Consider the following 20,525-nt stretch of genomic DNA (forward strand, 5'->3'; position numbering starts at 1 on the left):
ACCACAGCCATGAGTGATACGAATCTGGATCGCATCGAGGAGCTATCGGCCGAGGCCTGGAGCCTGCCGCATGGCGAGGTGCAGGTGCGGCTGCTGGAAGAAGCGGTCAGGTTGGCGGACGTGGTGCGCGACCAGGACCTGATGTTTCGCACTCGCCTCAGCTTTATCCACTCGGCCGTGTTCTCCGGCCACACCGAACTGGCCCTGCCCGCCTTTGCGTGGTGCCTGGTTCAGTTCGAAAGCGACCCAATCCGGTATCAGCGGCAGCAGCACTCGGTGCTGTGGTCGTTCAAGTACATCCTGCACTTCGCCGACAACTTTCCGCAACTCACCCGCGACCAGGTCGAGCGGCTGGAAGGCCAGATGGCCGAGATTTACGATCGCTGCGGCTACAACATGCGTCCGGTGCACTACGTTCGTCTGGGATTCGCCACCGGCATCGGCGATCGTGAACTGGCCAAAGAGTCATTCGCAAACTACCGCGCTGTACCGCGCGACACGATGGCCGATTGCATTGCCTGCGAGGCCGATGGCGAACTCGAATACTATGCGTTGATCGACGAACCCGAGAAAGCGGTTAAGGCCGTCGAGCCAAGCCTTGCGGGACAGCGAACGTGTGCCGAGGTTCCGCACCGCACTTACAGCGACGCCTTGCGACCGCTGGCCCTGCTGGAACGCTACAAGGAGGCCGACGAGTATCAACGCAAAGGCTATCGCCTGATTCGCAACAACCCGAAGTTCCTCCAGCAAGTTGCCTGGCAAATGGCCTATTTGGTGCACCGCGAGCGCCGAGAGCCAGCCTTGCGGATGCTTGAGCGGCATTTGCCATGGGCATTGGACACCTACTACCTTCGCAATCGTTACCTGTTCTACGTGTCCGCCAAACGGACGCTCAACTGCTTTGTCGGCAAGCGACGCACCAAGAAACTGCATTTACCCTCGGCCTTCCCGGCCTTCAGCCCCACCGGTAGCTACGACCTGGCCGAGCTGATCGCGTGGTTCGATAGCAAACTGAAGGCATTGGGGGCACGCTTCGACGCCCGCAACCAAAATGATTTCTTCACACGGGATCTGGTTGATCGGCTGCAATACTGAGGTGCCGCTGCCGGAAGGATTAGCGGAGCCCCCCCCGAGCGACAAGCTGGCAACAACTTGCCCGGTTCGCTCCGCACCGATAGCCAACCTGTCGGTTGATGACTATCATCGGTACTCCGTGGCCGCATTCGATCAGCGAGGGAGTATCGACCAGATGTCTCAGATTCAGCGTATTTTGGTGACCGGTGGGGCAGGGTTCTTGGGCTCGCACCTGTGCGAACGGCTGGTGGATCAGGGGCACGATGTCATTTGCCTCGACAATTTCTTCACCAGCCAGAAATCAAACGTCGCCCACTTGCTCGACAAGCCGAACTTCGAGCTCATCCGGCACGACGTGACCCACCCGCTGTTTCTGGAGGTCGACGAGATTTACAACTTTGCCTGCCCCGCCGCACCGGGCCACTACCAGTACAACCCCATCAAGACGATGAAAACGTCGGTCATGGGCGCCATCAACGTACTGGGCATGGCCAAGCGGTGTCGTGCCAAGGTGCTGCAGGCTTCGACCAGCGAGGTGTACGGCGACCCCGAAGTGCACCCCCAGCCCGAAAGTTACCGTGGTTCGGTGAACACCGTGGGGCTGCGGTCGTGCTACGACGAAGGCAAGCGGGCGGCTGAGACCTTGTTCATGGACTACCATCGCATGAATGGTGTGAACATTCGCTTGGTGCGGATCTTCAACACCTACGGTCCGCGGATGCATCCGTACGACGGCCGGGTGGTGTCGAACTTCATTCGCCAGGCCATCAATGGCGAGGACATCACCATCTTTGGCGATGGATCGCAGACGCGATCATTCTGTTATCGCGACGATCTAGTAGAAGGCATCATTCGCATGATGAACGGCTCCGACGACTTCGTGGGCCCCGTGAACATCGGCAATCCCGGCGAGTTTACCATTCGCGAGTTGGCGGAACTGGTGATCGAACTGACCGGTTCGAAATCGAAGATGGTCGAACGACCTTTGCCAGCCGACGACCCCACGCAGCGGCAACCTGACATCACGCTGGCCAAGAAGCACCTCGATTGGCAGCCCAAAGTGGCGCTGCGCGAAGGACTGAAGCAAACGATCGAGTGGTTCCAATCCATCGACCTTGGCGATTACCGCGCTCCCACGCCCAACTACAGCTGATCGCAGCCCCACCGGCGCTCGCAAACGGCGTACACTCCCAGTCCGATAGCCGCACCAATCACGTCGGCTACCAGATCGAACGGATCGAACGTTCGGTTGAACCACGGCTGCGTCACCTCGTCGAATAGCCCGTAGAGGGCGACGATGGCCACCACCGCCGCGGCTCGGCGGAGCGTGAACCGCTGATTGGCATACATGCACCAGGCAAGAAGCCACGCCAGAGTTCCAAAGGCGACAAGATGCTGCACCTTGTCGTAAGACGTGACTGGCACCCCCAGCTCGATTTCCTTCGGCCAGTGCGTCGCCGTGAGCAGCACCAGCCAGTACGCCACCAGCAGCCCCACTCGCCAGACGCCAGGCCTGAACGGGGTTGAATCGTCGCTTTCCGAAGGGAGGGCCATCGAGCGGCAGGCTGACGGTGAAAGGTGAGCTGGCTTAGAATCAAGGCAAAGTTCGATGGCCAGCAGCGGCAACTTCAGCCAGCCTGACCGTCTGGTTCCATGACACCCACCAGTATGACCAACTCGCCGCCCAGGACGAAGATGGCCGACGAAGAACTACCCAAAGATTTTCCGCTGCACCAGCGCCATATGCGCGAGGCCCTGCGACAGGCGGAACTGGCCGCGGCCGAGGGCGAAGTGCCCGTGGGCGCCATCGTGGTGCACGAGGGGACGATGATCGCCGCGGCCTACAACCAACGCGAGGCGCTGCACGACCCGACGGCCCACGCCGAGATGATCGCCATCACCCAGGCCGCCGCCGCCCTGGGCAGCTGGCGACTGGCCGGCTGCACGCTGTACGTGACGCTGGAGCCCTGCCCGATGTGTGCGGGGGCGATCGTCAATTCCCGGCTCCCACGGGTCGTGTACGGTGCGGCCGACCCCAAAGCGGGAGCGGTCGACACGCTATACAGTTTGCTACGGGATCCGCGGCTCAACCATGCCTCGGAAGTGGTGGGAGGCGTGCTGGCCGAGGAATGCGGCGACATCCTGCGGCAGTTCTTCCGCCAAAAGCGACAGAAATAGCCACCGCTTGCGTTGCCAAGCGGCCCGGCGAATAACCGGTGTCCCCAGGGGCCAATTTGCCCGGCCGGCGGCCAGCCAGCGGTTCACGCCACGCCGGCAGCAGGCCCAAAAACCCTCTAATCACTGTGATTTACCTGAATCTCACAGTCCCCCAGCATTACTGTCACAGTAAGGCAAAAAACGTGCCGCGCGACCCTTGCAGGGGGCAGCCGGTCGCCATATATTCAAGCGTTTCCCCTCGTCGGAACCTCGACGCCCGGGCCGCGCTCGTTCTTCACGGTGCAGACCCGCTCGGTTTCGGCGATGGCGACCACCGCTATTTTGCCCCACGGGCTATCCGGATTTCGGAGGAACGGCACGATGAAAGTTCGAGCCAGCGTAAAACGTATGTGCGACAAGTGCAAAATCGTCCGCCGCCGCGGCGTGGTGCGAGTGGTGTGCGAAAACCCCCGTCACAAGCAGCGACAGGGTTAAGCGACGAAGCACGAATGACCGGATGACGAAACAAGAGATGTTCGGCATTCGAGCATTCGTCATTAGGAGGCCGCTGTGCCTTCTTTTGCAAGTTTGAAAGTAAGAACCGCGTAAACACTAGAGCCGACCAGGACAAGAAACATGCCACGTTTGTTGGGTGTCGACATTCCGGCCAACCGCCCCACGGCGATTTCGCTGACGTATTTGTATGGCGTGGGCAACCACACGGCCCGCGAGTTGTGCCACAAGGCGGGACTCGACCCGCAGGCGCGTGCTTCGGACCTGACCGAGGACGAAGTGGCTCGCATTGCTGCCTTGCTGGACAAGGACTACACGGCCGAGGGTCAGTTGCGTCGTCAGACCAGCCAGAACATTTCACGTCTGCGGGACATCGGCTGTTACCGCGGCATTCGCCACCGCCGGGGCCTGCCCGTGCGTGGCCAGCGTACCAAGACCAACGCCCGCACTCGCAAAGGCCCCAAGAAGACGGTGGCCGGCAAGAAGGGCGTGAAAGACCTGCGTTAATCGCACAGATACATTCTGCGTAAGCAACCTATCGCGACGGAGATTATTGGCGGATGGCCAAGCAAAGTACCAAGTCGAAGAAGCGCGTCAAACGCAACGTGGCCGTGGGCATTGCTCACGTTGTGGCCACGTTCAACAACACCACAGTCACCATCACCGACACCAAGGGCGACACCCTGTGCTGGGCCAGCGCCGGCACCAGCGGTTTCAAGGGCAGCCGCAAGAGCACGCCCTTCGCCGGTCAGTGTGCTGCCCAACAAGCGGCCGACAAGGCCAAGAAGTTCGGCATGCGTGACGTGGACGTCAAGGTTCGCGGCCCCGGCAGCGGACGCGAGAGCGCCATTACGGCCCTCGAAGCCGCTGGCCTGAAGGTCAAGAGCATCGAGGACGTGACGCCACTGCCCCACAACGGCTGCCGTCCCCGCAAGAAACGCCGCGTTTGATTTCTGGTCGAGCCGAACTTTTTGCATTGCGAAAGCAGCAGTTGTCAAAGAGTTCCGGCCCGCTACCAGATCGCAACTCAAAAACACGCGTTTGACAAAACACTAGTTGGCCAGCGGCCTCTCAACACAACACCTACCTTTCAACAGCTAACTAAGTATGGCCAGGTATACCGGACCCGTTTGCCGCCTCTGCCGTCGCGACGGCATGAAGTTGTTCCTCAAAGGCACTCGCTGCGACACGGCGAAGTGCGCCTTCGAGCGTCGTGACTCGCCGCCAGGCATGCAGCAAGGCCGTCGCGGCAAGCCCACCGACTACGCGATTCACCTTCGCGAGAAGCAGAAGGTCAAACACTACTACGGCGTGCTGGAGCGTCAGTTCCGCCGCTACTTTGCCGAGGCCGAACGGCTCAAGGGCAACACGGGCGATAACCTGCTCACGCTGCTCGAGCGTCGCCTGGACAACGTAGTCCACCGGTTGGGCTTCGGCCTCAGCCGCGCCCAGGCTCGTCAGCTCGTGCATCATGGTCACATCACGGTCAATGGCCGCACCGTGACCATCCCCAGCTACCAGGCTCGACCGGGCGATGTAATCCGCGTTAAGAACAAGGCCAAGAGCCTTGGTTGCGTGCGTCAGGCTTTGGGCGAAGGCTCCGGCCGAGACGTACCCGATTACTTGTCGGTCGATCCTGAGGGTGTGCCCGAAGGAATTGTGGGCCGCATCCCCAGCGCCGACGATATTTCGCTGCCGGTGCAAACCCAGTTGATCGTCGAGCTCTGCTCGAGGTAATCCATCGGAAGGTCGCTGTCGCCGTGGGCACACGTGTGCCAGAAGGCGTCGCAAATTCGTCATACAATTCCTCTGAGGGAGGCATTCGATGCATATTCGTTGGCGTGGCTTGGAACTTCCCAGTGTGGTGGAATGCGAGCAGGAGTCGCTGACCGGAACTTACGGCAAGTTTATTGCCGAACCGTTCGAGCGAGGCTTCGGCACCACCGTGGGCAATGGCCTGCGACGCATCCTGCTGTCCAGCCTGGAAGGCAGTGCCGTTACGCAGATCAAGATCCACAACGCCCAGCATGAGTTCACCACCGTTCCAGGTGTGCTGGAAGACGTCACCGACATCGTGCTGAACGTCAAGTCGTTGGTCGTGAAGAACCACAGCGAATCGACCAAGGTGTTGCGTGTCGAACGCAACAGCGCCGGCGAGATCAAGGCTGGCGACATCCTGACCGACGACACCGTGGAGATCGTCAACAAGGATCACGTGCTCGCCACGCTGACCGACGATGTACCGTTCGTCATGGAGATGGTGGTCGAGAATGGCCGCGGCTACGTCCCGTCCAGCGAGCACAGCGACAACGTGCAGGAAATCGGCATCATTCCGATCGACGCCATTTTCAGCCCCGTGCTGCGTGTTCGCTACCAAGTGGAAGAGACCCGCGTTGGCCAGAAGACGAACTACGACAAGCTGACCATCGAGATCACCACCGATGGTTCGTTGGGCCCCGAGATGGCGGTGGTCGAGGCCGCGAAAATTCTTCGCAAGCACCTCAACCCGTTCGTCCAGTACTCGAGCCTCGGCCCGCAAATCCGCACGCCGGCCCGCACCACCATCAGCGACGGTGTCGATCCCGGCCTGGAAGCCAAGCTCAACCTGCCGATTGCCGAGCTGAAGCTCTCGGTGCGGGCGAGCAACTGCCTGGAAAGCGAAAACATCCTGACCGTCCGCGAGTTGGTAACCCGTAGCGAAGACGCCTTGCTGGAAGTTCGCAACTTCGGCGAGACCACCCTGACCGAGGTTCGCGAGAAGCTGACCGAACTCGGCCTGCACCTGGGCATGCGTGTTCCCACCACCGCCGGAGTCTAAGCTCCCCATCGCTCACCTTTATTTGTAAAGACCAGAGTCATGCGACATCGCCGCCGTGGCCGCAAGTTGGGCCGCAATCCGAAGCACCAAAGGGCACTGCTCCGCAGCCTGTCCTGTGCGCTGATCCTCACCAAGTACAATGACGAAGTCTCCTACTCGGAGAACTTCGACATGCAGGTTCGGCAACTGGGAATGTCCGACACGCTGCCCCGCGTTCCGGGACGAATCATCACCACGGTCAGCAAGGCCAAGGAAGTTCGCCCCTACGTGGAGAAGTGTATCTCTATCGCCAAGAAGGGCCTGCTGGCCGAAGAAGCCGCGCGTCAGCATGCAACGGATGCCGAGCGTGGCACCGATGCCTGGCGTAAGTGGCGTGATAGCGAGTCGTGGTCGAAATGGAATCAGGCCATGGCTCCGGCCCTGGCCGCTCGCCGTCGCTGCCTGCAATTGCTTGGTGATAAGCTGGCCGTGAGCATCCTGTTCGCTGAAGTCGCTCCGATGTTCGAAGGTCGCGATGGCGGCTATACCCGAATCGTGAAGCTGGCTCAGCCTCGCTTGGGCGACGCCGGTCCGCGGGCGATCTTAGAGTTCGTGGGCGTTCGCGATCGCGTGGTCCAGAAGGCCGAGCGTCCGACATTCGACGACACCGAGGACGAGACGCAAGAAGAGGCAACCACCGAGGCACCAGCCGAGGAAGAAGCCTCCGACGAAACCGCCGCGGCTGAGTCGACCGAAGAGGCAACCGCCGAGGCCGACGAGGAAGAAAAGAGCTAACACCCGGTTCTTTCGAGATAACACGGACCCATTCGCCCCCCTGGAAGCTGCGAGCCTCCAGGGGGTCGTTTTTTGCGCTTTCAGCGAGATTCCGCCGGTTAAGTCGCACGCCACACTCTTTGGTGCGTATTTTCTTCGGCCTTCCCCTTGACTGTCTAGGGGAGCATCGCGTAGACTTCCATAGAACGACAAGGGGAAGACCCTGGAGACCCATCAAATGCCAGCCAAGAACCAAAACAAGAAGGCCGAGCTGCTGCAGGGCACGCTCGACATGCTCATCCTCAAGACCCTCGCCGCTGGCAAGCTGCACGGCTACGCCGTGGCGCGGCAGATCCAGCAGGCCAGCAACGAGGCATTGGTCGTCGAAGAGGGCTCGCTGTACCCGGCGCTGCATCGCATGGAGCGACGCGGGTGGATCGAACATGAATGGGGTCTGTCTGAATCGAACCGCCGGGCGAAGTACTACCAACTCACCGCGGCAGGGCGGAAGCAACTCACGACGGAAAAGCAGCGATGGAACCGGTTCGTCGAGGCAATTGCCATCGTCATGAATCCATCTCTGCCGGAGGCCTGATCATGGACCTTGTGCAAACCCTCGGGCAGTACGTTCCCGCCGTATGGACACAAACAACCGCTGAGATTGACGCTGAGATTCGCGAAGAGCTCGAGTTCCATCTCGACATGCGAACCGAAGAAAACATTCGCGCCGGCATGGCGCCCGCCCTCGCTCGCCGGGACGCGCAAGAGCGATTTGGCGACTTCGAATCGAGCCACCGCGCGTGCAGAAAGATCACACTCGGACCACGACTCGCCCTGCGGCGACTGCAAACAGCTTTGCTCGCTCTGCTGATCGGAGTGGTGGTGTATCAGGCGGTAGTGCTGGCCAGGGTGCAGCAGGCCAACCAGAGCCAGATTGAGAGCTTGAAGAATACCATCGACCAACTTCAAGCGGCCCAAGTATCTCCATCCAACGAGCGCGCCCCCGTTCCATCTTGGCATTGGGATCCGGGCCTGCCCACCGAGTCGTTGACGTCGACGCTGGTTCCAACGGTGCCGGAGGACTGGGGCACAGCGCCCGGGGTGCTCGATCGTCCGTGGTGCGACTGGCAGGCGCTCGACGAGCCACCTGGAGAGCATTAACTGGAGACATTCTGTCTCCGTATCTAACCATCTCTTTCGAGAGGAGACATTGCGATGACGAGGCTTGTGCATTCGTTATGGGCAGCGTCGCTCGCGGCCCTGTTGGTTGCGCCCACGTTTGCCCAGAAGACCGAGCTGCTGAAGTACGACGACGGTTCGCAGGAAAGCAAACGCAGCATGACCGGAGGCGTGCACGTCGTTCGGTTTGAGTGTCCCGACGATCAGAAGTGGTACGTCAACGCGGTCCGGCTGCACGGATCGCGGTATGGCGCGGCCCAGGCGCCGAACGAAGACTTCGAGATCGTGATTGCCAACGACGACTTCAGTAAGCGCCAGGTAATCAAGAAGCCCTACTCGCTATTCAAACGAGGCGACGAGAAGTGGGTGCGTATACCGATTGATCCCGTGGAAGTTGAGGGGCCCTTCCACGTCGCGGCGTTCTTCAATCCCACCCGCACCAAGGGCGTCTACGTCGGCATCGATACCGACTCGTCCCCCTCCCACTCAGCCACTGCCACCGTCATGGACATGGGCGCAATGGAGAACAACGTGGACGGCGACTGGATGATTCGCGCCTACTTAACAAATGAAATCGAAGGCGAAGCCAAACAGCTACTCGACGAAGGGCAGCGTGCCGAACAGGCTCAAGAACGCGAAATCCAGATGGACAAAGAGATTGTGGGCGAAGCTCGAAGCCTGACGCTCCGGCAGGACGACGGGCCGACGGACGACCACATGAACATCCAAGGGGCGTTGTACACCGTGGAGTTTGAAACGCCGCAGGACGTCGAGGGCTACGTATGGCAAGTGCAATGCTACGCCTCGCAGTTTGGCCGCGAGCACGACAGCGAAGCGGTGAGTGGCGACGTGTACATCCTGGACGAGAATCGCAAGATCCTCAGCCGTACCACGTTCCCTTACAGCGTTAGCACGCAGGTGAAGCATTGGATCTCGATCCCCACGCTGCCCACCCGTGTGAAAGGGAAGTTCTACGTCAGCATCGACACGCACGGCACCAAATTTAAAGGGCTGTACATGGGCTACCAGGACGGCAACCCTCAGGGGATCGGCTCGACCGACGCTCGAAACGGCGAACGCATCGTCCCGGCCGATTGGTCGAAGCGATTCGACAACATGCAATGGTTGATCCGCGTTAAACTGGCGGATCGCCCGGTGACTTACGGCGAGCAGCAAGAGTAAGCGTTAGCACCTTGCTCACCGCAATCCACACTGTGAATTGAGTAGTAAAACCATGCAGGTGGTCGGAGCGAAATCGCAATCGCGTCAATGCTTCGGCCACCTTTGCCCTATCGTTGACGACGGCTGGGCTTTGAAGTGCTGAACGACGAGAGACTTCTGACGGTAGCTGTTAACGCTGGCCGTAGAACCTTGACCCGACAATCGGTCCTGTGATCATGGGACCGACAAGGAAGATCATCAGGAAGACACCAATTCCCGCTCCTGTGATCGCCGCGGATGTCACCGTCATATTCGGCGCTTTGAAATTCACCATCACAGCAGCACCAATCGCCGCTCCAAGAATCGGCGCGAACAGCCAATACCACACGGCCCACAGAGGTGCTTCGCATCGCAATCGCTTGCGGTAGTCAGAGATGGATTCGCCTGTATCCTCCCAGTGGAAGTCTTTCAGGGATCCAGGCCCACAATTGGCGCAAATGGTACCCAGGCAAACGTTAAACGGGTTACAGAGGGTAGCAAAATGCCCCTCGTTAATGACGGTTGTCGTGCCGCACTTTTGGTGAACATACGGCCTTCCACTGACTAGCGTATACCTGTCGCTCATTGCATCCCCTTTTCACTTGACTTTCGCAAACACAGTCAACCGCAGTGCGAAGTATAGCGACTATCGGCAACGACTCCAATCGCGCACTCGCCCTGCAGTTCAACATTCGGAAGAGAAGTAGCGAGTTGGCTCTAGTGGACGCCGAGGTCAAGAAAGAGAATGGCGACGCGACAATCTAGTATCTACCTTTGCTGGTCCGCCACCACGCGAATAATGCCAAGATGAAACTGGCCGCCGTGGCGAAGGAGTCAGGCTCAGGCACCTCCACAGGGGTGACCGGGACTTCAGCAGACTGAACTGCCAACGTCGCCCCCAGGTGGTTACGCCACAACGTATAGTCCGCTAGGTCGACGATGCCGTCTTGATTGCCATCGGCGCCACTGCCGAGAAGGACGCTGCTACCAAATTGCTCTAGCCATAGCGCGTAGTCTTCCGCATTGACGGTGCCGTTCTCGTCGTAGTCGCCGGTGAGTTCTGGCAGGGCCTCAAAGTAGAACGTTACTTCGGCAGGCGTGAAGCGGCTATCGGGTTGGCCTGTCGTATCATCGCCGATGTACACGCGGTACTCGGCGAAGTACTCATCTCGCAGCGGCGAGGCGACCGCGTACAGGTTGTGTGTCATGCTCAGACTCCATCGCCAGCGTGGGTTGCTGCCATCGGTGCCGAAGATCGCTTGGCCGCTCGGCGAGGCCGGGGGACGCTGATAAACCTCCAGCTCGGGCGACGCGTCGAGTTGTTCGATCCAAATCCAGGTGCCTGCCGGCGGATAGGCATCGAAGCGACCGGGGTTCCAGCCGTACTGAAAATTATAAGCGTGCTGGTTAATCGCTCCCCAGGTGCCAGCGGGGTCGAACTCGTCGCCTGCATCCAGCGGACGTAGCACGGGCGTGGCGATGGTATCGTCCACATGGACGCTGAGCACACCGGCTTCGAACGAAATATCGGCGTGCTTCATGCCGGCCTCACCCTGGCTGACTTGCCCGCCCCCCATCATTGGCTGCACGTACGCAGCCGAAGCCCGTTGTGCGGACAGCAACAGACAGATAGCGATTGTAAAACGTATCATGGATCTCACTCTGAGTTAGAAACCATTCGGAGCAGAAGGGACCGCGCGGCCCTTTGCCGCGCGGTCCCCGTCACCAGGCCGATCAGCCGCGAGACTTTCGCCAGCGGCAACCCACTACTGCCAACACGGCAACTCCGGCCAACGCGGCGCAGGAAGGCTCGGGCACGGGCGTGGTGAAGTACAGCGTCGTGGTCGCTGAGCCGTAACCAGCCAGCGGCTCGCCGGTCGTCGCGTCGCCCAGGTATACCTCGAAGCTCATGCTGTACTCGCCGGGCAGGTCGGCCACGTACAGATCGTGCTGCATATCGCGATCCCACTTCCAGGCTTCGGCCGCTTCGGTGTGAATCTGGTTCATGGTCCAGGACCCCATATCCATGCCCATGCCACCTTCAAAAACCCGGAACGTAGCGCCCCCTGGCATCGTGGCACCGGTTCGCTTAATCCACACGTCACTCGCAGCCGGCGGAACGATTGGCAGCTCCTGCAGCCAACCATACTGGGCATTGAAGTAGTGGTTCTCGAGCACCTCGAACGACATGGCATAGTCGTGGCCCATGCCCGACATCATGGTGACCGGCGTGGCAGGTGGCTCGGCCACATGCACTGCGAGGTCGGTACCGTCGAGCGAGACCAAAATGTGCTTCATGCCGTTGTTGGCGGGGTTGCCGTCGCCATTGGTCATGCCGGGCATGGGTGGCATCTGTCCCCTCGTCGTGCCGATGCAACAAGTCAGCACAACGGCAACAACACAAAATCGAATAACTGTCATTCATCAAGACCTTATGAAATATGGAAAGCGAAACTCCATCGCTCATGGTTCCGCGGCGGTGCCCGGATCCCAGCGGTCGAAGCGTCGATTCCAGTCGAAAGTTTCTTCAAACGGGTGGTTCGAAACGTGACCGTCCACCCACAAATAGTTACTTGCACCCTGATGGCGATCGGCGGCAACCTCCACGGCTCCGCCCAGCTTCCAGAAGTGCGCCATGATGTGGTCGGTGGTCGAGCCCGATTCGAGCTCGCCCACCAACACAGTGCGGCTGGTGCTGGGAATGCTCTTCAGCCGCGCGTAGGTGGGGCCGCGCTCGGCACCCTCCACGTCGCCGGTCTCGGCGCTATTGAGTTCAAACCACACGTTCTTGCCGTAGCTCCACAATCGTTTGTCTTCGCGATCGTCTTCGGGACAACGATAGATGCTCTCCATCAACCCCTCCGGCACCGGGCCCATCGTGGGCTCGATGGTCGGGTCGAGGTACGGCGCGATCCGCATGCCCCAAGTCAGTTCGCGATGGGCGAATGCCGAGTGGGTGCTGCGGGGAAACCTGCCTTGGTTGAAGTCCAAGAACAAGTGAAACGCTAAGCCGATTTGCTTGAGATTGTTCGTACAGTGAGTACGACGAGCTGCAGCGCGCGCCGATTGCACGGCCGGCAGCAACAGGGCTACCAACACGCCAACAATCGCCAACACCACTAACAGCTCGACCAGCGTAAAGCCACGTCGAGTGAGCATGCTGCCAATGCCTGCGCCAAGCGGCAGTATCCGCGCAGTGATTGCACACGCACGAACGCACCGAGGCGCGGTTAGGAGAATACGGACGGAGAGTGAGAACTCACGTCACCGACTTGGGCGGTGGGGTAGGGGGGGCCAAGCCCAATAGAGGCACGAGCTGTGCGTTAGTCGCCGCGATCGATTCACACGGCGCGGCATTCGTTTCACAAGGTTCGCAGGCATACGGCGCCACGGTGATCGAAAGCCACAGCTTCAACGATCCCTGGCACGCGGCTACTTGCCAAATTGACGTGCGGGGCAGGGGGGAGCACCGCTGTTTGTCGGCCGCTTTCGAAGGCTCGTTCGGCTTGCAGCAACAGCAACAGGACGCCTTGGCGGCCGGTGCGGGGGACGCACAGCAGGAGCCCGCCGCCGGCGGAGTCGACTCGATCCAAGGTCGCACGTCGTGCCCTTCGCTCAGTGCCAACTGCAGCACTTCCTCCGGCGGTCGCACTGCTTCGCTGCGAGCTCATTCCAGGCGCTGGGCCATGGTGTGGCAGCAGCAGTTGGTCCAACAGACATCGGCCGAATTGCACCCGCAGCCGCAGATTTCGCAGGGAAAACGCTCAGACGACAGCCGGGCGAGCTGCGGCCGCGGTAGCGGCACACCCGTTGCCGCGGCCGCAAAGGCCACCAGCAACAGTGCGGCAATCGGTCGACGTTGGCGAAGCAACCAGGGCATGGCGAGGCGGGTGAGCAACTTGGGTACAGAATCCCATATTCTCGACTATTTCACGCTCGCCTGCCACCAATCGCAGTGCGGCAGATTGTCGCACCTGCAGCCCACATCGTGGCGTGCGGCATGGTATAAATGAAGTTCTGCCAGATTCATCCCGCACTGTTTCACGAGTCTTTATTGTGTCCTACTTCTCACGATCCGCACATACGTTGATCCTGCTTTCTTTGCTCACCACCGTGGCGTCTGCCCAGCGGCGGAATCCGTTGCTGCAAGGCGCACCCGACCCAACCGCCGTGGCCGCCGTGGACGAAGCCGGGCAGACCGCTTACTACGTGGCCGCTACCGGCCGGGGAGTGCAACTGCTCAAGAGTACCGACCTGAAGAAGTGGCGCCGTGTTGGGCGAGTGTTCGACGACGCCGTACCCGAGTGGGCTCAACGTGAAATACCTGGATCCAGCGGCATCTGGGCTCCCGATCTGAGCTATCACGACGGATTGTACTACCTGTACTACAGCGTATCGACCATGGGCAGCCAGACCTCGGTGATCGGCCTGGCCGTGAACAAAGCCATCGATCCGGAGAGCCCCGACTACAAATGGGAAGATCGCGGACTGGTGATTGAGTCGTCGCCCGAAACCACCAACTTCAACGCCATCGATCCGGCGCTACTGGTCGACCAGGACGGCCGCTGGTTGTTGTATTGGGGCTCGCACTGGACGGGCCTGAAAGTCGTGGAAGTCGACCCTGCGACAGGCAAACCAAAGCCCGATGCCGAGATCATTCCGGTAGCGGCTCGCCCCGATACACGCTCGCACGCCATCGAAGCGCCGTTCGCCCTCTTCCACGACGGCTATTACTACCTGTTTGTGTCGTGGGATGCGTGCTGCGATGGGGCCCGCAGCACCTACAATATTCGTGTGGGACGCAGCCGTAACGCCACTGGCCAGTTTAAGGATGCCGAAGGCAAGTCGATGCTCGAAGGGGGTGGCACACTGGTGATCGAAAGCAGCGATCGCTGGCGCGGCCCCGGACACAATGGCATGCTGACCACCGATGATGGGCAGTGGATGGTGCTGCACACGTACGACGTCGAAAACTTGCGTGCCCAGCGCATCCTGCAGATCCGCCCGCTCACGTGGACCGAAGCGGGGTGGCCCCAGGTGGGCGAGCCCGTGGCGACGCCCTAGCTTCACAGCTCACTTGGCAGCAGTTTGCCTGCGTTACCTCCACAACGGGGTGTAGCGATCAATTTGCGCCGTTCGCTTGGGTGTCGCTGGCCCCAAGGCCACGGCCAGCCACCCATCGTCCACCACCAACTGGGTGATCATCAGCCCGGCGAGCCGCGGGTCGTCGGCAAACTTGGTCCCCACCGCCAGATTGCTGTCCTCCGGAAACACTTTGCCGAAGATGGTCTGCAGCCGAATGCGCTGCGAGTTCCGCATGCTGCCTTCCAGGTAGGGCCCCGCACTGTGCTCGAACCGCGCGACCAGCCCATCGGCCTGCGGCGTGTAGTACAGGTGCACGGTAAAGTCGCGGATCGACCGACCTCGCACCACCAGCTCGCGAACCCGCCAGGCGAGGTGCAGTTTGCCATCGGTCAGTTCGAACGTAACCGGCGTCTGGTCGGCAAACTCGATCACCGTTTCGCGGGCGTCGTCGTCCAACTTTTCGCCCGACAACTTGGGGGCGAACCTCTGCAGCCGCGCGGTGAACTGCTCGGCGGTGAGTCGCTCACCCGCCAGGTTCAGTGCTCCCACCAGGTTGGTGAGCGCCGACTGATGCAGTTGCACACTGGCCAGGCTGTCGGATGGCGCCCGCGGCCGAGGCGAGTGCGACGTGAGCGACGTGCCATGCAACAGGCGAGCGCGGGCAATCAGTCGCTGCTCGGTGGTTCGCATCTCGACAGGCTCGATCGATACCCCCCCGTCGGCCAGCGGGTCGGTGACACGACTTTTCCACTCGCGCAGTGCCCGATCGGCCGCCGTATGCACCGTGGTGCTCATTTCCTGCTCGACGCGATCGCGGGCCTTCATCGACACTTCGCGCTGCGCCCGCCCGCGACGCTCGGAAAACGCACCGGCTGCCTTCGAACGAACCACTCCGCCGATGATGGGCAGCACATCGTAGCTACTGCGGGCGTTGACGAAACGGCTTACGCTGTTGGCATCGGAAACCACCCGGCCGAAGCGCAGGCCCTGCGGATCGATCACCACCTGCTGCCGCGCGGCGAAGTTGGTGGTGCCGTTGGTTCGCACACGAACGGTTCGCTCGAAGGCGATGGTCTGCGAGTCGGCGTGCCCCATGACCTCCAACCCTAGCCGCCAGGCCTGCGGATCGGGCAGCAGCGTCACGCTGGTCTCCGATTGCGTGGTCGCCCGGCCGCTGACGGGAGTGCCGAGGATGCGGTCTCGCACCGGTTCGGTGCGAGGCTCGGATGGCGGTAGCAAGCGATTCACCAGTTCCTTGCTAATCGCAATGCGGGCGTTGGCGTTGCGGTACTGATCGGCCATGGTCTCGGCCAGCTGCTGCCTGCCGGCGCTGCCCGATTGCGAAAGCTGGGCCATTCGCACGGCGAGTACCCGACCGTTGGCCTCGGTGGGGGCACTCTCGTACTGCTCGACTTCGCTGAGCAATTGGTCGAGCTTCACGGGGGTGTGGAGCGATACCGGTGCTGCATGCCCACTGTATCGAGCCATCGAGGCATTGGCCAAGGCGACGCGACCCACCGGCGGAGTCTTCAGGTCGGCTACCACATGCCACAACGCGATGCGGCGCCACATCGCGTACCGAGTTCGACGCAGACGCGTCGCCAACCCTGGGGCGTCGGTCGTCTCGGCCATCCGCCCAGCCTGATCAGATAAGCAGGCCAGGCGATCAATCACGTCCGCCTCGGTCACGCATGCCGGCAACTCGCCAGTAGCCAGCATGTCGATCCACTGCAGCGACTCGAGCGCCCACTCCTGGCACTCAGGCACCACTGCCAGTTGCCGCAGCATCGCCACCAGCGAAATCGGGTCGGCGACCATGGGCTCGCGCTCCGCATGGTCGTAGCTCGACTCCAACAGCGGCCGCATCGCCAGCAACACCCGCTCTTCCCACCCCTGTTGGCGGTCCGCAAGTTCGCGCGTGGTCTGCGAACGCGGTAGCATCGCCAATCGTTCACCTGGGCGGGTGAGCATCGGACCGTACAGCAACGAGGGGGGCGAGGCGTACCGCTGCGAGGCAATCGCCTGCTGCATCGGATCGCCGGCTCGGAACCACTGGTGCAACGCCGACTGCGAGGTGGCGTACCAGCCTTGCACGTGAGGCGGCCCCAGCAGCGACCAGGCGGGATGCCCACCATCGAGGCTCTGCAGCTTGCTGAACCACGGACGTAGCGACGGATCGAGCGACTCGAGCGAGAACCTTGGCTCGGCCGGCAATTCGCGCGCCGCCAGGTGGTCGCTCGGGCTTTCCACGACCTGCAGGAACGTCGGGTCTTTCAGCAACTGGCGAACCAGGGGGTCTTCCGCCACGGGAAACTGCGAGACCAGCAGCGGATCGACCGTGGGCTGCACCTTCGCACTCGCCTGCTGCACCGACAGTTGCGCTGGTAGCTGCATCCAGCGATAACGCGGGGGGGAGTCGGCCGCCAGCGAATTCGCCAGCGCCAGTTGGTGCGAAGGTCGGCCGACCAGCCGAGGAGTTGAGGTGCGACGCGGGGCGTCCGGCTGCCAGGTGTCGATCGTAACCCAAACCACGATCATGACGAATGCCGTAAGCATCCAGCGATCGTGTGTGGTGCGTATTGGTGTGTGATTGCCAACCATGGCGCGACGCCTCCTGCGTCGATTCCTACGTAGCTCCCTAAATCCAGGTCAGATTCACTCTCACGTACCGCTAGCAGCACTCCGACCATCCCGTCTGAGGATTTAAATTCGGTGGTCTAGGCAATATGATTGAGCGCCATCCGGCAAGCTGCACGAATTAGAGAAAGACTGACGAGTGATCCTCGACACAAACGCTGCAACCTGACCCCCTGAAAATTGATTGTGGATACTCACCTGATACGAATTTTCGCCATTGCCGGCGGCGGCGCCGTCGGGGCGCTGCTGCGCTACGGCGTGGCGGTACTCGCCGTCCACACGCTGGGCGACAGGTTTCCTTATGGCGTACTGATCGCGAACCTGCTGGGCTGCTTCTTGATTGGCCTGCTGATGCACGAGGCCCTGGTAGAAGGCAAGTGGCTGCCCGTGACCAGCCATGTGGCGGTGACCATCGGCTTCCTCGGAGCCCTGACCACTTTCTCCACGTTTAGCTACGACACCTTGCGACTGATCGAATTGGGACGACCGCTGGCGGCCGCGACAAACGTGCTCGCCAATTGTGTGCTGGGCATCGCCGCGTGCTGGCTCGGCGGACACGTCGGTTCGATGATTGAGAAGTCCGTCCAATAAAAAACGCGACCGCACCCCAAACAGGGGCGCGGCCGCGCGGCATAGAAGTCGCCGTTTTCTAGTGTTACGCCGTCTTCACTTCAATCCGCTTCGGCTGCAGCTCGGGCCGCTTGCCGATGGATACTCGCAGCACGCCATTGCTCAAGGTCGCCTCGATGGTTTCGGGGTCGACCGTCTCGGGCAGCGACACCGTACGGGTTACCTTGCCGTAACCTCGTTCGCTGTGCCATAGCGTGCCTTCGTACTCCGGCGACTTGCGCTCGAGAGTCAGTGATAGGCGGCCCTTGTCGAAGGTGATATCGACGTCATCCAGCGTCACGCCCGGTGCGTCGACCTCCATGTGCAGGTGCTCCTTGCCTTCCCAGATCGAGGCCGGAGCCCGCCAGGCGGCGCCCCGGGAGCTGACCGGACCAAAGAACTGGTCGACCAGCGAGTCGACCTCGGCCATGGCCACAGGGAAGATGTTTTGAAGACGGTTGTTGGTTTGAGTGGCTTTCATCGTACTTACCTCCACTAACTGAGAATTGAGAACTGGCGAACCAGCGTACCGGCGGTTGCGGTGGTGTCGGCAGGCCCGACGACCATGCCAGTAGAGAAAGCAAGTGGAATGCCAAACACCCCACCATCATCGCAAGTCGCCAAATGACAACGACTTACGAAAACAACCATTTAGGCCGCCACGCCGGAGGATGCCAAATCGGCAGCTTCAACCCGCCCCCAGGCCTGTATCAGATGATAGCGAAGACGCCAATTTGGCAGTCTTCGCGAGTGACCACGTAGGAGCCCATGAACGTCACCGCGGGGCGATCTTCGCCCGAGATTTCGACCGCCAAATCGAGCTTCGCTTGGCCCTTCTCGGCGTACATCTCGGCGAAGTGCTGCTCAGCCAGCGGATCGACTGTCAGGCAGCAGGCGGTGACGCGGCTAGTGGCCACAGGCCGGTGGTATTTAATGCTGCTGCGGCGAATGACGATGTTGCCGGAGGTCTCCAGGCGACGCAGCAGCAAGTACATGGTTCCCCAGCCGGCAATGGTGCACAAAGCATTGAGGCTACCAGCGAAGGCCGTCTGCTGATGATTGTGATTCAGTTCCAGCGGCATCGAGACCGCCAGGCGGCGGTCGAGGTGTTCGGATACCTGCATCGCCATCTGGGCGCACATAGGAATGTCGCGATCCAGCACCTGCTGCAAATCTGCCAGGTGAGCGGCGGGGATTTCCGATGGTGTGGGAGTGATACCGGGCACAGGGCGAAGTGTCTCGGAATGGGAGGACTTGGTCGTGGCCATTCTACCGAACTCGGTGGTTTTCTGCTAACGATAGCCACTGCGGATTACAGCTTCCAAAGCAGCAACACGGAGTAGTTGAAATTGTTGGGATTAGCGCCCTGCGGGTCGCTATCGTGGCGATTGTTCGCCGCAAACTTCAGGCTCACATTCGAAGGCGTTGCCAGTTCCACTTCCCAGGCGATTTCGGTCAGCATGCGGTACTGGCTGAAATCTTCCCATTCCGGGTAGTAGTCGAGGCTGGCGGTCAGCTTCTGCGTCTCGGATAACTTCTGCTCGTAGTCGAACCCGAACTGGGCTTCCGGCACCCACTCGTCGTCAGGTCCGCCGAACTCCCGATACGTACCGGCACCAAAGCTACCTGTTAGCTTCAGCCAGTCTTCATCCACCACGCGATAACCAAGACCACCGTTGAGGTTCATATTCAGGTCGAACGCCTGAAACCGATCGTAGTACAGTTGCGTCTGACCATAGACTGTCCATGGCGACTCGGGCAGCAGCCAATCGTGGCGGAACTTCATCTGCGCGTTGTTCTGAGTCTCGACGCCATTTGCCTGTGTGCGATTGAGATAGATGTTGAAGTCGACCTTGCGAGAGTCGCTCTCCCGTTTGAGGTAGCCACCGGTGCGAATACTGAAACTATCGCTGGTGCCACTCGAGCCATTGATGCCCAGTTCCACGGCGGTGTCCCACCCCGGCAACTGGATCCAATACGATGGATAGTACCATCGGGGTTCTGCTTCCACCTCCACGGTCACGTCAACCGCTTCAGGATCGGAGGCGCCCACTTCCTCACCCGCCGGGATGGGCTCGGCCAAGGTGGGAGATTCCAGCATCAGCGGAGCTTCGTCCGGCGTGGCGGTCGAAGGGTACGGCGTCACAGTCTCCGGATAGCTCCAAGCGGCGGTCAAGGGAGCCTCGGGCGTGGAACCAGTAGGGGAGGGGGGGGCGAACAATCCTTCGTACGGATTGGCCACTGCACCACCGGCCATGGCTACCGCCAATACGAGTGAAAGAATCGCACTGTTGTACAACACAGGCATGAGCAAATTGGCCCACAATGGCCGAAACCCTAAGGCGTAAGACAGAGGCTGGAAAACTCGTGGGTTCTAGCAAACCACACCAGCTCGGACAAGTTGAGTCGCAGCTTCTGGCTAGCGTGCTGGCAGGAACACTTCGAGTGGGTGCTAGCACTACCTAAACAAAAAGCGGGCCGACCTCCAAAGGAAGTCGGC

Annotated in this window: 24 protein-coding genes and 1 pseudogene; 15 read left to right on the forward strand and 10 right to left on the reverse strand. The window is 60.8% G+C overall.

Annotated elements, in window-relative coordinates:
* The first annotated feature begins 9 nt into the window (after positions 1-9).
* Positions 10-1,095 carry a hypothetical protein gene (locus NG895_RS01425; protein WP_252850658.1) on the forward strand — a complete coding sequence of 362 codons (1,086 nt, stop codon included), beginning with the start codon at positions 10-12 and terminating at the stop codon, positions 1,093-1,095.
* A gap of 154 nt (positions 1,096-1,249) precedes the next feature.
* On the forward strand, positions 1,250-2,227 hold the full coding sequence (locus NG895_RS01430) for a UDP-glucuronic acid decarboxylase family protein (RefSeq protein WP_252850831.1): 978 nt from the start codon (positions 1,250-1,252) through the stop codon (positions 2,225-2,227).
* Here NG895_RS01430 and NG895_RS01435 read toward each other — a convergent pair.
* The gene (locus NG895_RS01435) at positions 2,218-2,628 is read right to left on the reverse strand and encodes a VanZ family protein (protein ID WP_252850659.1); all 411 of its coding nucleotides are present in this window, start codon (positions 2,626-2,628) and stop codon (positions 2,218-2,220) included. The genes NG895_RS01430 and NG895_RS01435 overlap by 10 nt on opposite strands.
* 141 nt (positions 2,629-2,769) lie before the next feature.
* Here NG895_RS01435 and tadA point away from each other — a divergent pair, with 141 nt between their 5' ends.
* The 10 genes from tadA to NG895_RS01485 all read left to right on the forward strand — a co-directional run bounded on the left by tadA (position 2,770) and on the right by NG895_RS01485 (position 9,676).
* Complete coding sequence (tadA, locus tag NG895_RS01440; protein ID WP_252850832.1) at positions 2,770-3,252, forward strand: tRNA adenosine(34) deaminase TadA; 483 nt, start codon at positions 2,770-2,772, stop codon at positions 3,250-3,252.
* A 360-nt stretch (positions 3,253-3,612) separates the two neighbouring features.
* Positions 3,613-3,726: a 50S ribosomal protein L36 gene (rpmJ, locus tag NG895_RS01445; RefSeq protein ID WP_252850660.1), complete on the forward strand. Its 114-nt coding sequence runs from the start codon at positions 3,613-3,615 to the stop codon at positions 3,724-3,726.
* Between the two features lie 153 nt (positions 3,727-3,879).
* The gene (rpsM, locus tag NG895_RS01450) at positions 3,880-4,251 is read left to right on the forward strand and encodes a 30S ribosomal protein S13 (RefSeq protein WP_425267192.1); all 372 of its coding nucleotides are present in this window, start codon (positions 3,880-3,882) and stop codon (positions 4,249-4,251) included.
* 53 nt (positions 4,252-4,304) lie between these two features.
* Complete coding sequence (gene rpsK / locus NG895_RS01455; RefSeq protein WP_252850662.1) at positions 4,305-4,694, forward strand: 30S ribosomal protein S11; 390 nt, start codon at positions 4,305-4,307, stop codon at positions 4,692-4,694.
* Positions 4,695-4,851: 157 nt separating this feature from the next.
* Entirely contained in the window at positions 4,852-5,481 is a 630-nt protein-coding gene (rpsD, locus tag NG895_RS01460) for a 30S ribosomal protein S4 (RefSeq protein ID WP_252850663.1), read from the forward strand.
* An 88-nt stretch (positions 5,482-5,569) separates the two neighbouring features.
* Positions 5,570-6,562: a DNA-directed RNA polymerase subunit alpha gene (locus NG895_RS01465; protein WP_252850664.1), complete on the forward strand. Its 993-nt coding sequence runs from the start codon at positions 5,570-5,572 to the stop codon at positions 6,560-6,562.
* Between the two features lie 39 nt (positions 6,563-6,601).
* The gene (locus NG895_RS01470; protein ID WP_252850665.1) at positions 6,602-7,336 is read left to right on the forward strand and encodes a bL17 family ribosomal protein; all 735 of its coding nucleotides are present in this window, start codon (positions 6,602-6,604) and stop codon (positions 7,334-7,336) included.
* Positions 7,337-7,553: 217 nt separating this feature from the next.
* Positions 7,554-7,910, forward strand: coding sequence for a PadR family transcriptional regulator (locus NG895_RS01475; RefSeq protein ID WP_252850666.1), 357 nt, complete (start codon positions 7,554-7,556; stop codon positions 7,908-7,910).
* 2 nt (positions 7,911-7,912) lie between these two features.
* The gene (locus NG895_RS01480; protein WP_252850667.1) at positions 7,913-8,476 is read left to right on the forward strand and encodes a permease prefix domain 1-containing protein; all 564 of its coding nucleotides are present in this window, start codon (positions 7,913-7,915) and stop codon (positions 8,474-8,476) included.
* Between the two features lie 54 nt (positions 8,477-8,530).
* Entirely contained in the window at positions 8,531-9,676 is a 1,146-nt protein-coding gene (locus NG895_RS01485) for a hypothetical protein (protein ID WP_252850668.1), read from the forward strand.
* A 169-nt stretch (positions 9,677-9,845) separates the two neighbouring features.
* On the opposite strand, the gene NG895_RS01490 is transcribed toward NG895_RS01485, so the two are convergent.
* The 5 genes and pseudogenes from NG895_RS01490 to NG895_RS01510 form a co-directional block, all read right to left on the reverse strand.
* Positions 9,846-10,280, reverse strand: coding sequence for a hypothetical protein (locus NG895_RS01490; protein WP_252850669.1), 435 nt, complete (start codon positions 10,278-10,280; stop codon positions 9,846-9,848).
* A gap of 175 nt (positions 10,281-10,455) precedes the next feature.
* Positions 10,456-11,346 (reverse strand): hypothetical protein, encoded by an 891-nt coding sequence (locus NG895_RS01495; protein WP_252850670.1) that lies wholly within the window; start codon positions 11,344-11,346, stop codon positions 10,456-10,458.
* Positions 11,347-11,428: 82 nt separating this feature from the next.
* Positions 11,429-12,046, reverse strand: coding sequence for a hypothetical protein (locus tag NG895_RS01500; RefSeq protein WP_252850671.1), 618 nt, complete (start codon positions 12,044-12,046; stop codon positions 11,429-11,431).
* Between the two features lie 111 nt (positions 12,047-12,157).
* Complete coding sequence (locus tag NG895_RS30510; protein ID WP_341871427.1) at positions 12,158-12,613, reverse strand: H-X9-DG-CTERM domain-containing protein; 456 nt, start codon at positions 12,611-12,613, stop codon at positions 12,158-12,160.
* Positions 12,590-12,853: pseudogene (locus NG895_RS01510) on the reverse strand (type II secretion system protein); the annotation flags it as partial. The pseudogene NG895_RS01510 and the gene NG895_RS30510, both read right to left, overlap by 24 nt.
* A gap of 92 nt (positions 12,854-12,945) precedes the next feature.
* On the opposite strand from NG895_RS01510, the gene NG895_RS01515 reads away from it, so the two are divergent.
* Both NG895_RS01515 and NG895_RS01520 read left to right on the forward strand, forming a co-directional pair.
* Entirely contained in the window at positions 12,946-13,707 is a 762-nt protein-coding gene (locus tag NG895_RS01515; RefSeq protein ID WP_252850672.1) for a hypothetical protein, read from the forward strand.
* Positions 13,708-13,750: 43 nt separating this feature from the next.
* Positions 13,751-14,758, forward strand: coding sequence for an arabinan endo-1,5-alpha-L-arabinosidase (locus NG895_RS01520; RefSeq protein WP_252850673.1), 1,008 nt, complete (start codon positions 13,751-13,753; stop codon positions 14,756-14,758).
* Between the two features lie 33 nt (positions 14,759-14,791).
* Here the strand turns inward: NG895_RS01520 and NG895_RS01525 are convergent, their stop codons facing one another.
* A complete protein-coding gene (locus tag NG895_RS01525) occupies positions 14,792-17,380 on the reverse strand; it encodes a hypothetical protein (RefSeq protein WP_252850674.1) in 2,589 nt (862 codons plus the stop codon).
* A 222-nt stretch (positions 17,381-17,602) separates the two neighbouring features.
* On the opposite strand from NG895_RS01525, the gene crcB reads away from it, so the two are divergent.
* Positions 17,603-18,007, forward strand: coding sequence for a fluoride efflux transporter CrcB (gene crcB, locus NG895_RS01530; protein WP_252850675.1), 405 nt, complete (start codon positions 17,603-17,605; stop codon positions 18,005-18,007).
* Between the two features lie 64 nt (positions 18,008-18,071).
* Here the strand turns inward: crcB and NG895_RS01535 are convergent, their stop codons facing one another.
* The 3 genes from NG895_RS01535 to NG895_RS01545 all read right to left on the reverse strand — a co-directional run bounded on the left by NG895_RS01535 (position 18,072) and on the right by NG895_RS01545 (position 20,333).
* Positions 18,072-18,506 (reverse strand): Hsp20/alpha crystallin family protein, encoded by a 435-nt coding sequence (locus NG895_RS01535; protein ID WP_252850676.1) that lies wholly within the window; start codon positions 18,504-18,506, stop codon positions 18,072-18,074.
* A 229-nt stretch (positions 18,507-18,735) separates the two neighbouring features.
* Complete coding sequence (locus NG895_RS01540; RefSeq protein WP_252850677.1) at positions 18,736-19,293, reverse strand: YiiD C-terminal domain-containing protein; 558 nt, start codon at positions 19,291-19,293, stop codon at positions 18,736-18,738.
* Positions 19,294-19,337: 44 nt separating this feature from the next.
* Complete coding sequence (locus NG895_RS01545) at positions 19,338-20,333, reverse strand: DUF481 domain-containing protein (protein ID WP_252850678.1); 996 nt, start codon at positions 20,331-20,333, stop codon at positions 19,338-19,340.
* Positions 20,334-20,525: the final 192 nt, after the last annotated feature.

This window comes from Aeoliella straminimaris, from assembly GCF_024054565.1.
In the GTDB taxonomy this organism is placed as follows: domain Bacteria; phylum Planctomycetota; class Planctomycetia; order Pirellulales; family Lacipirellulaceae; genus Aeoliella; species Aeoliella straminimaris.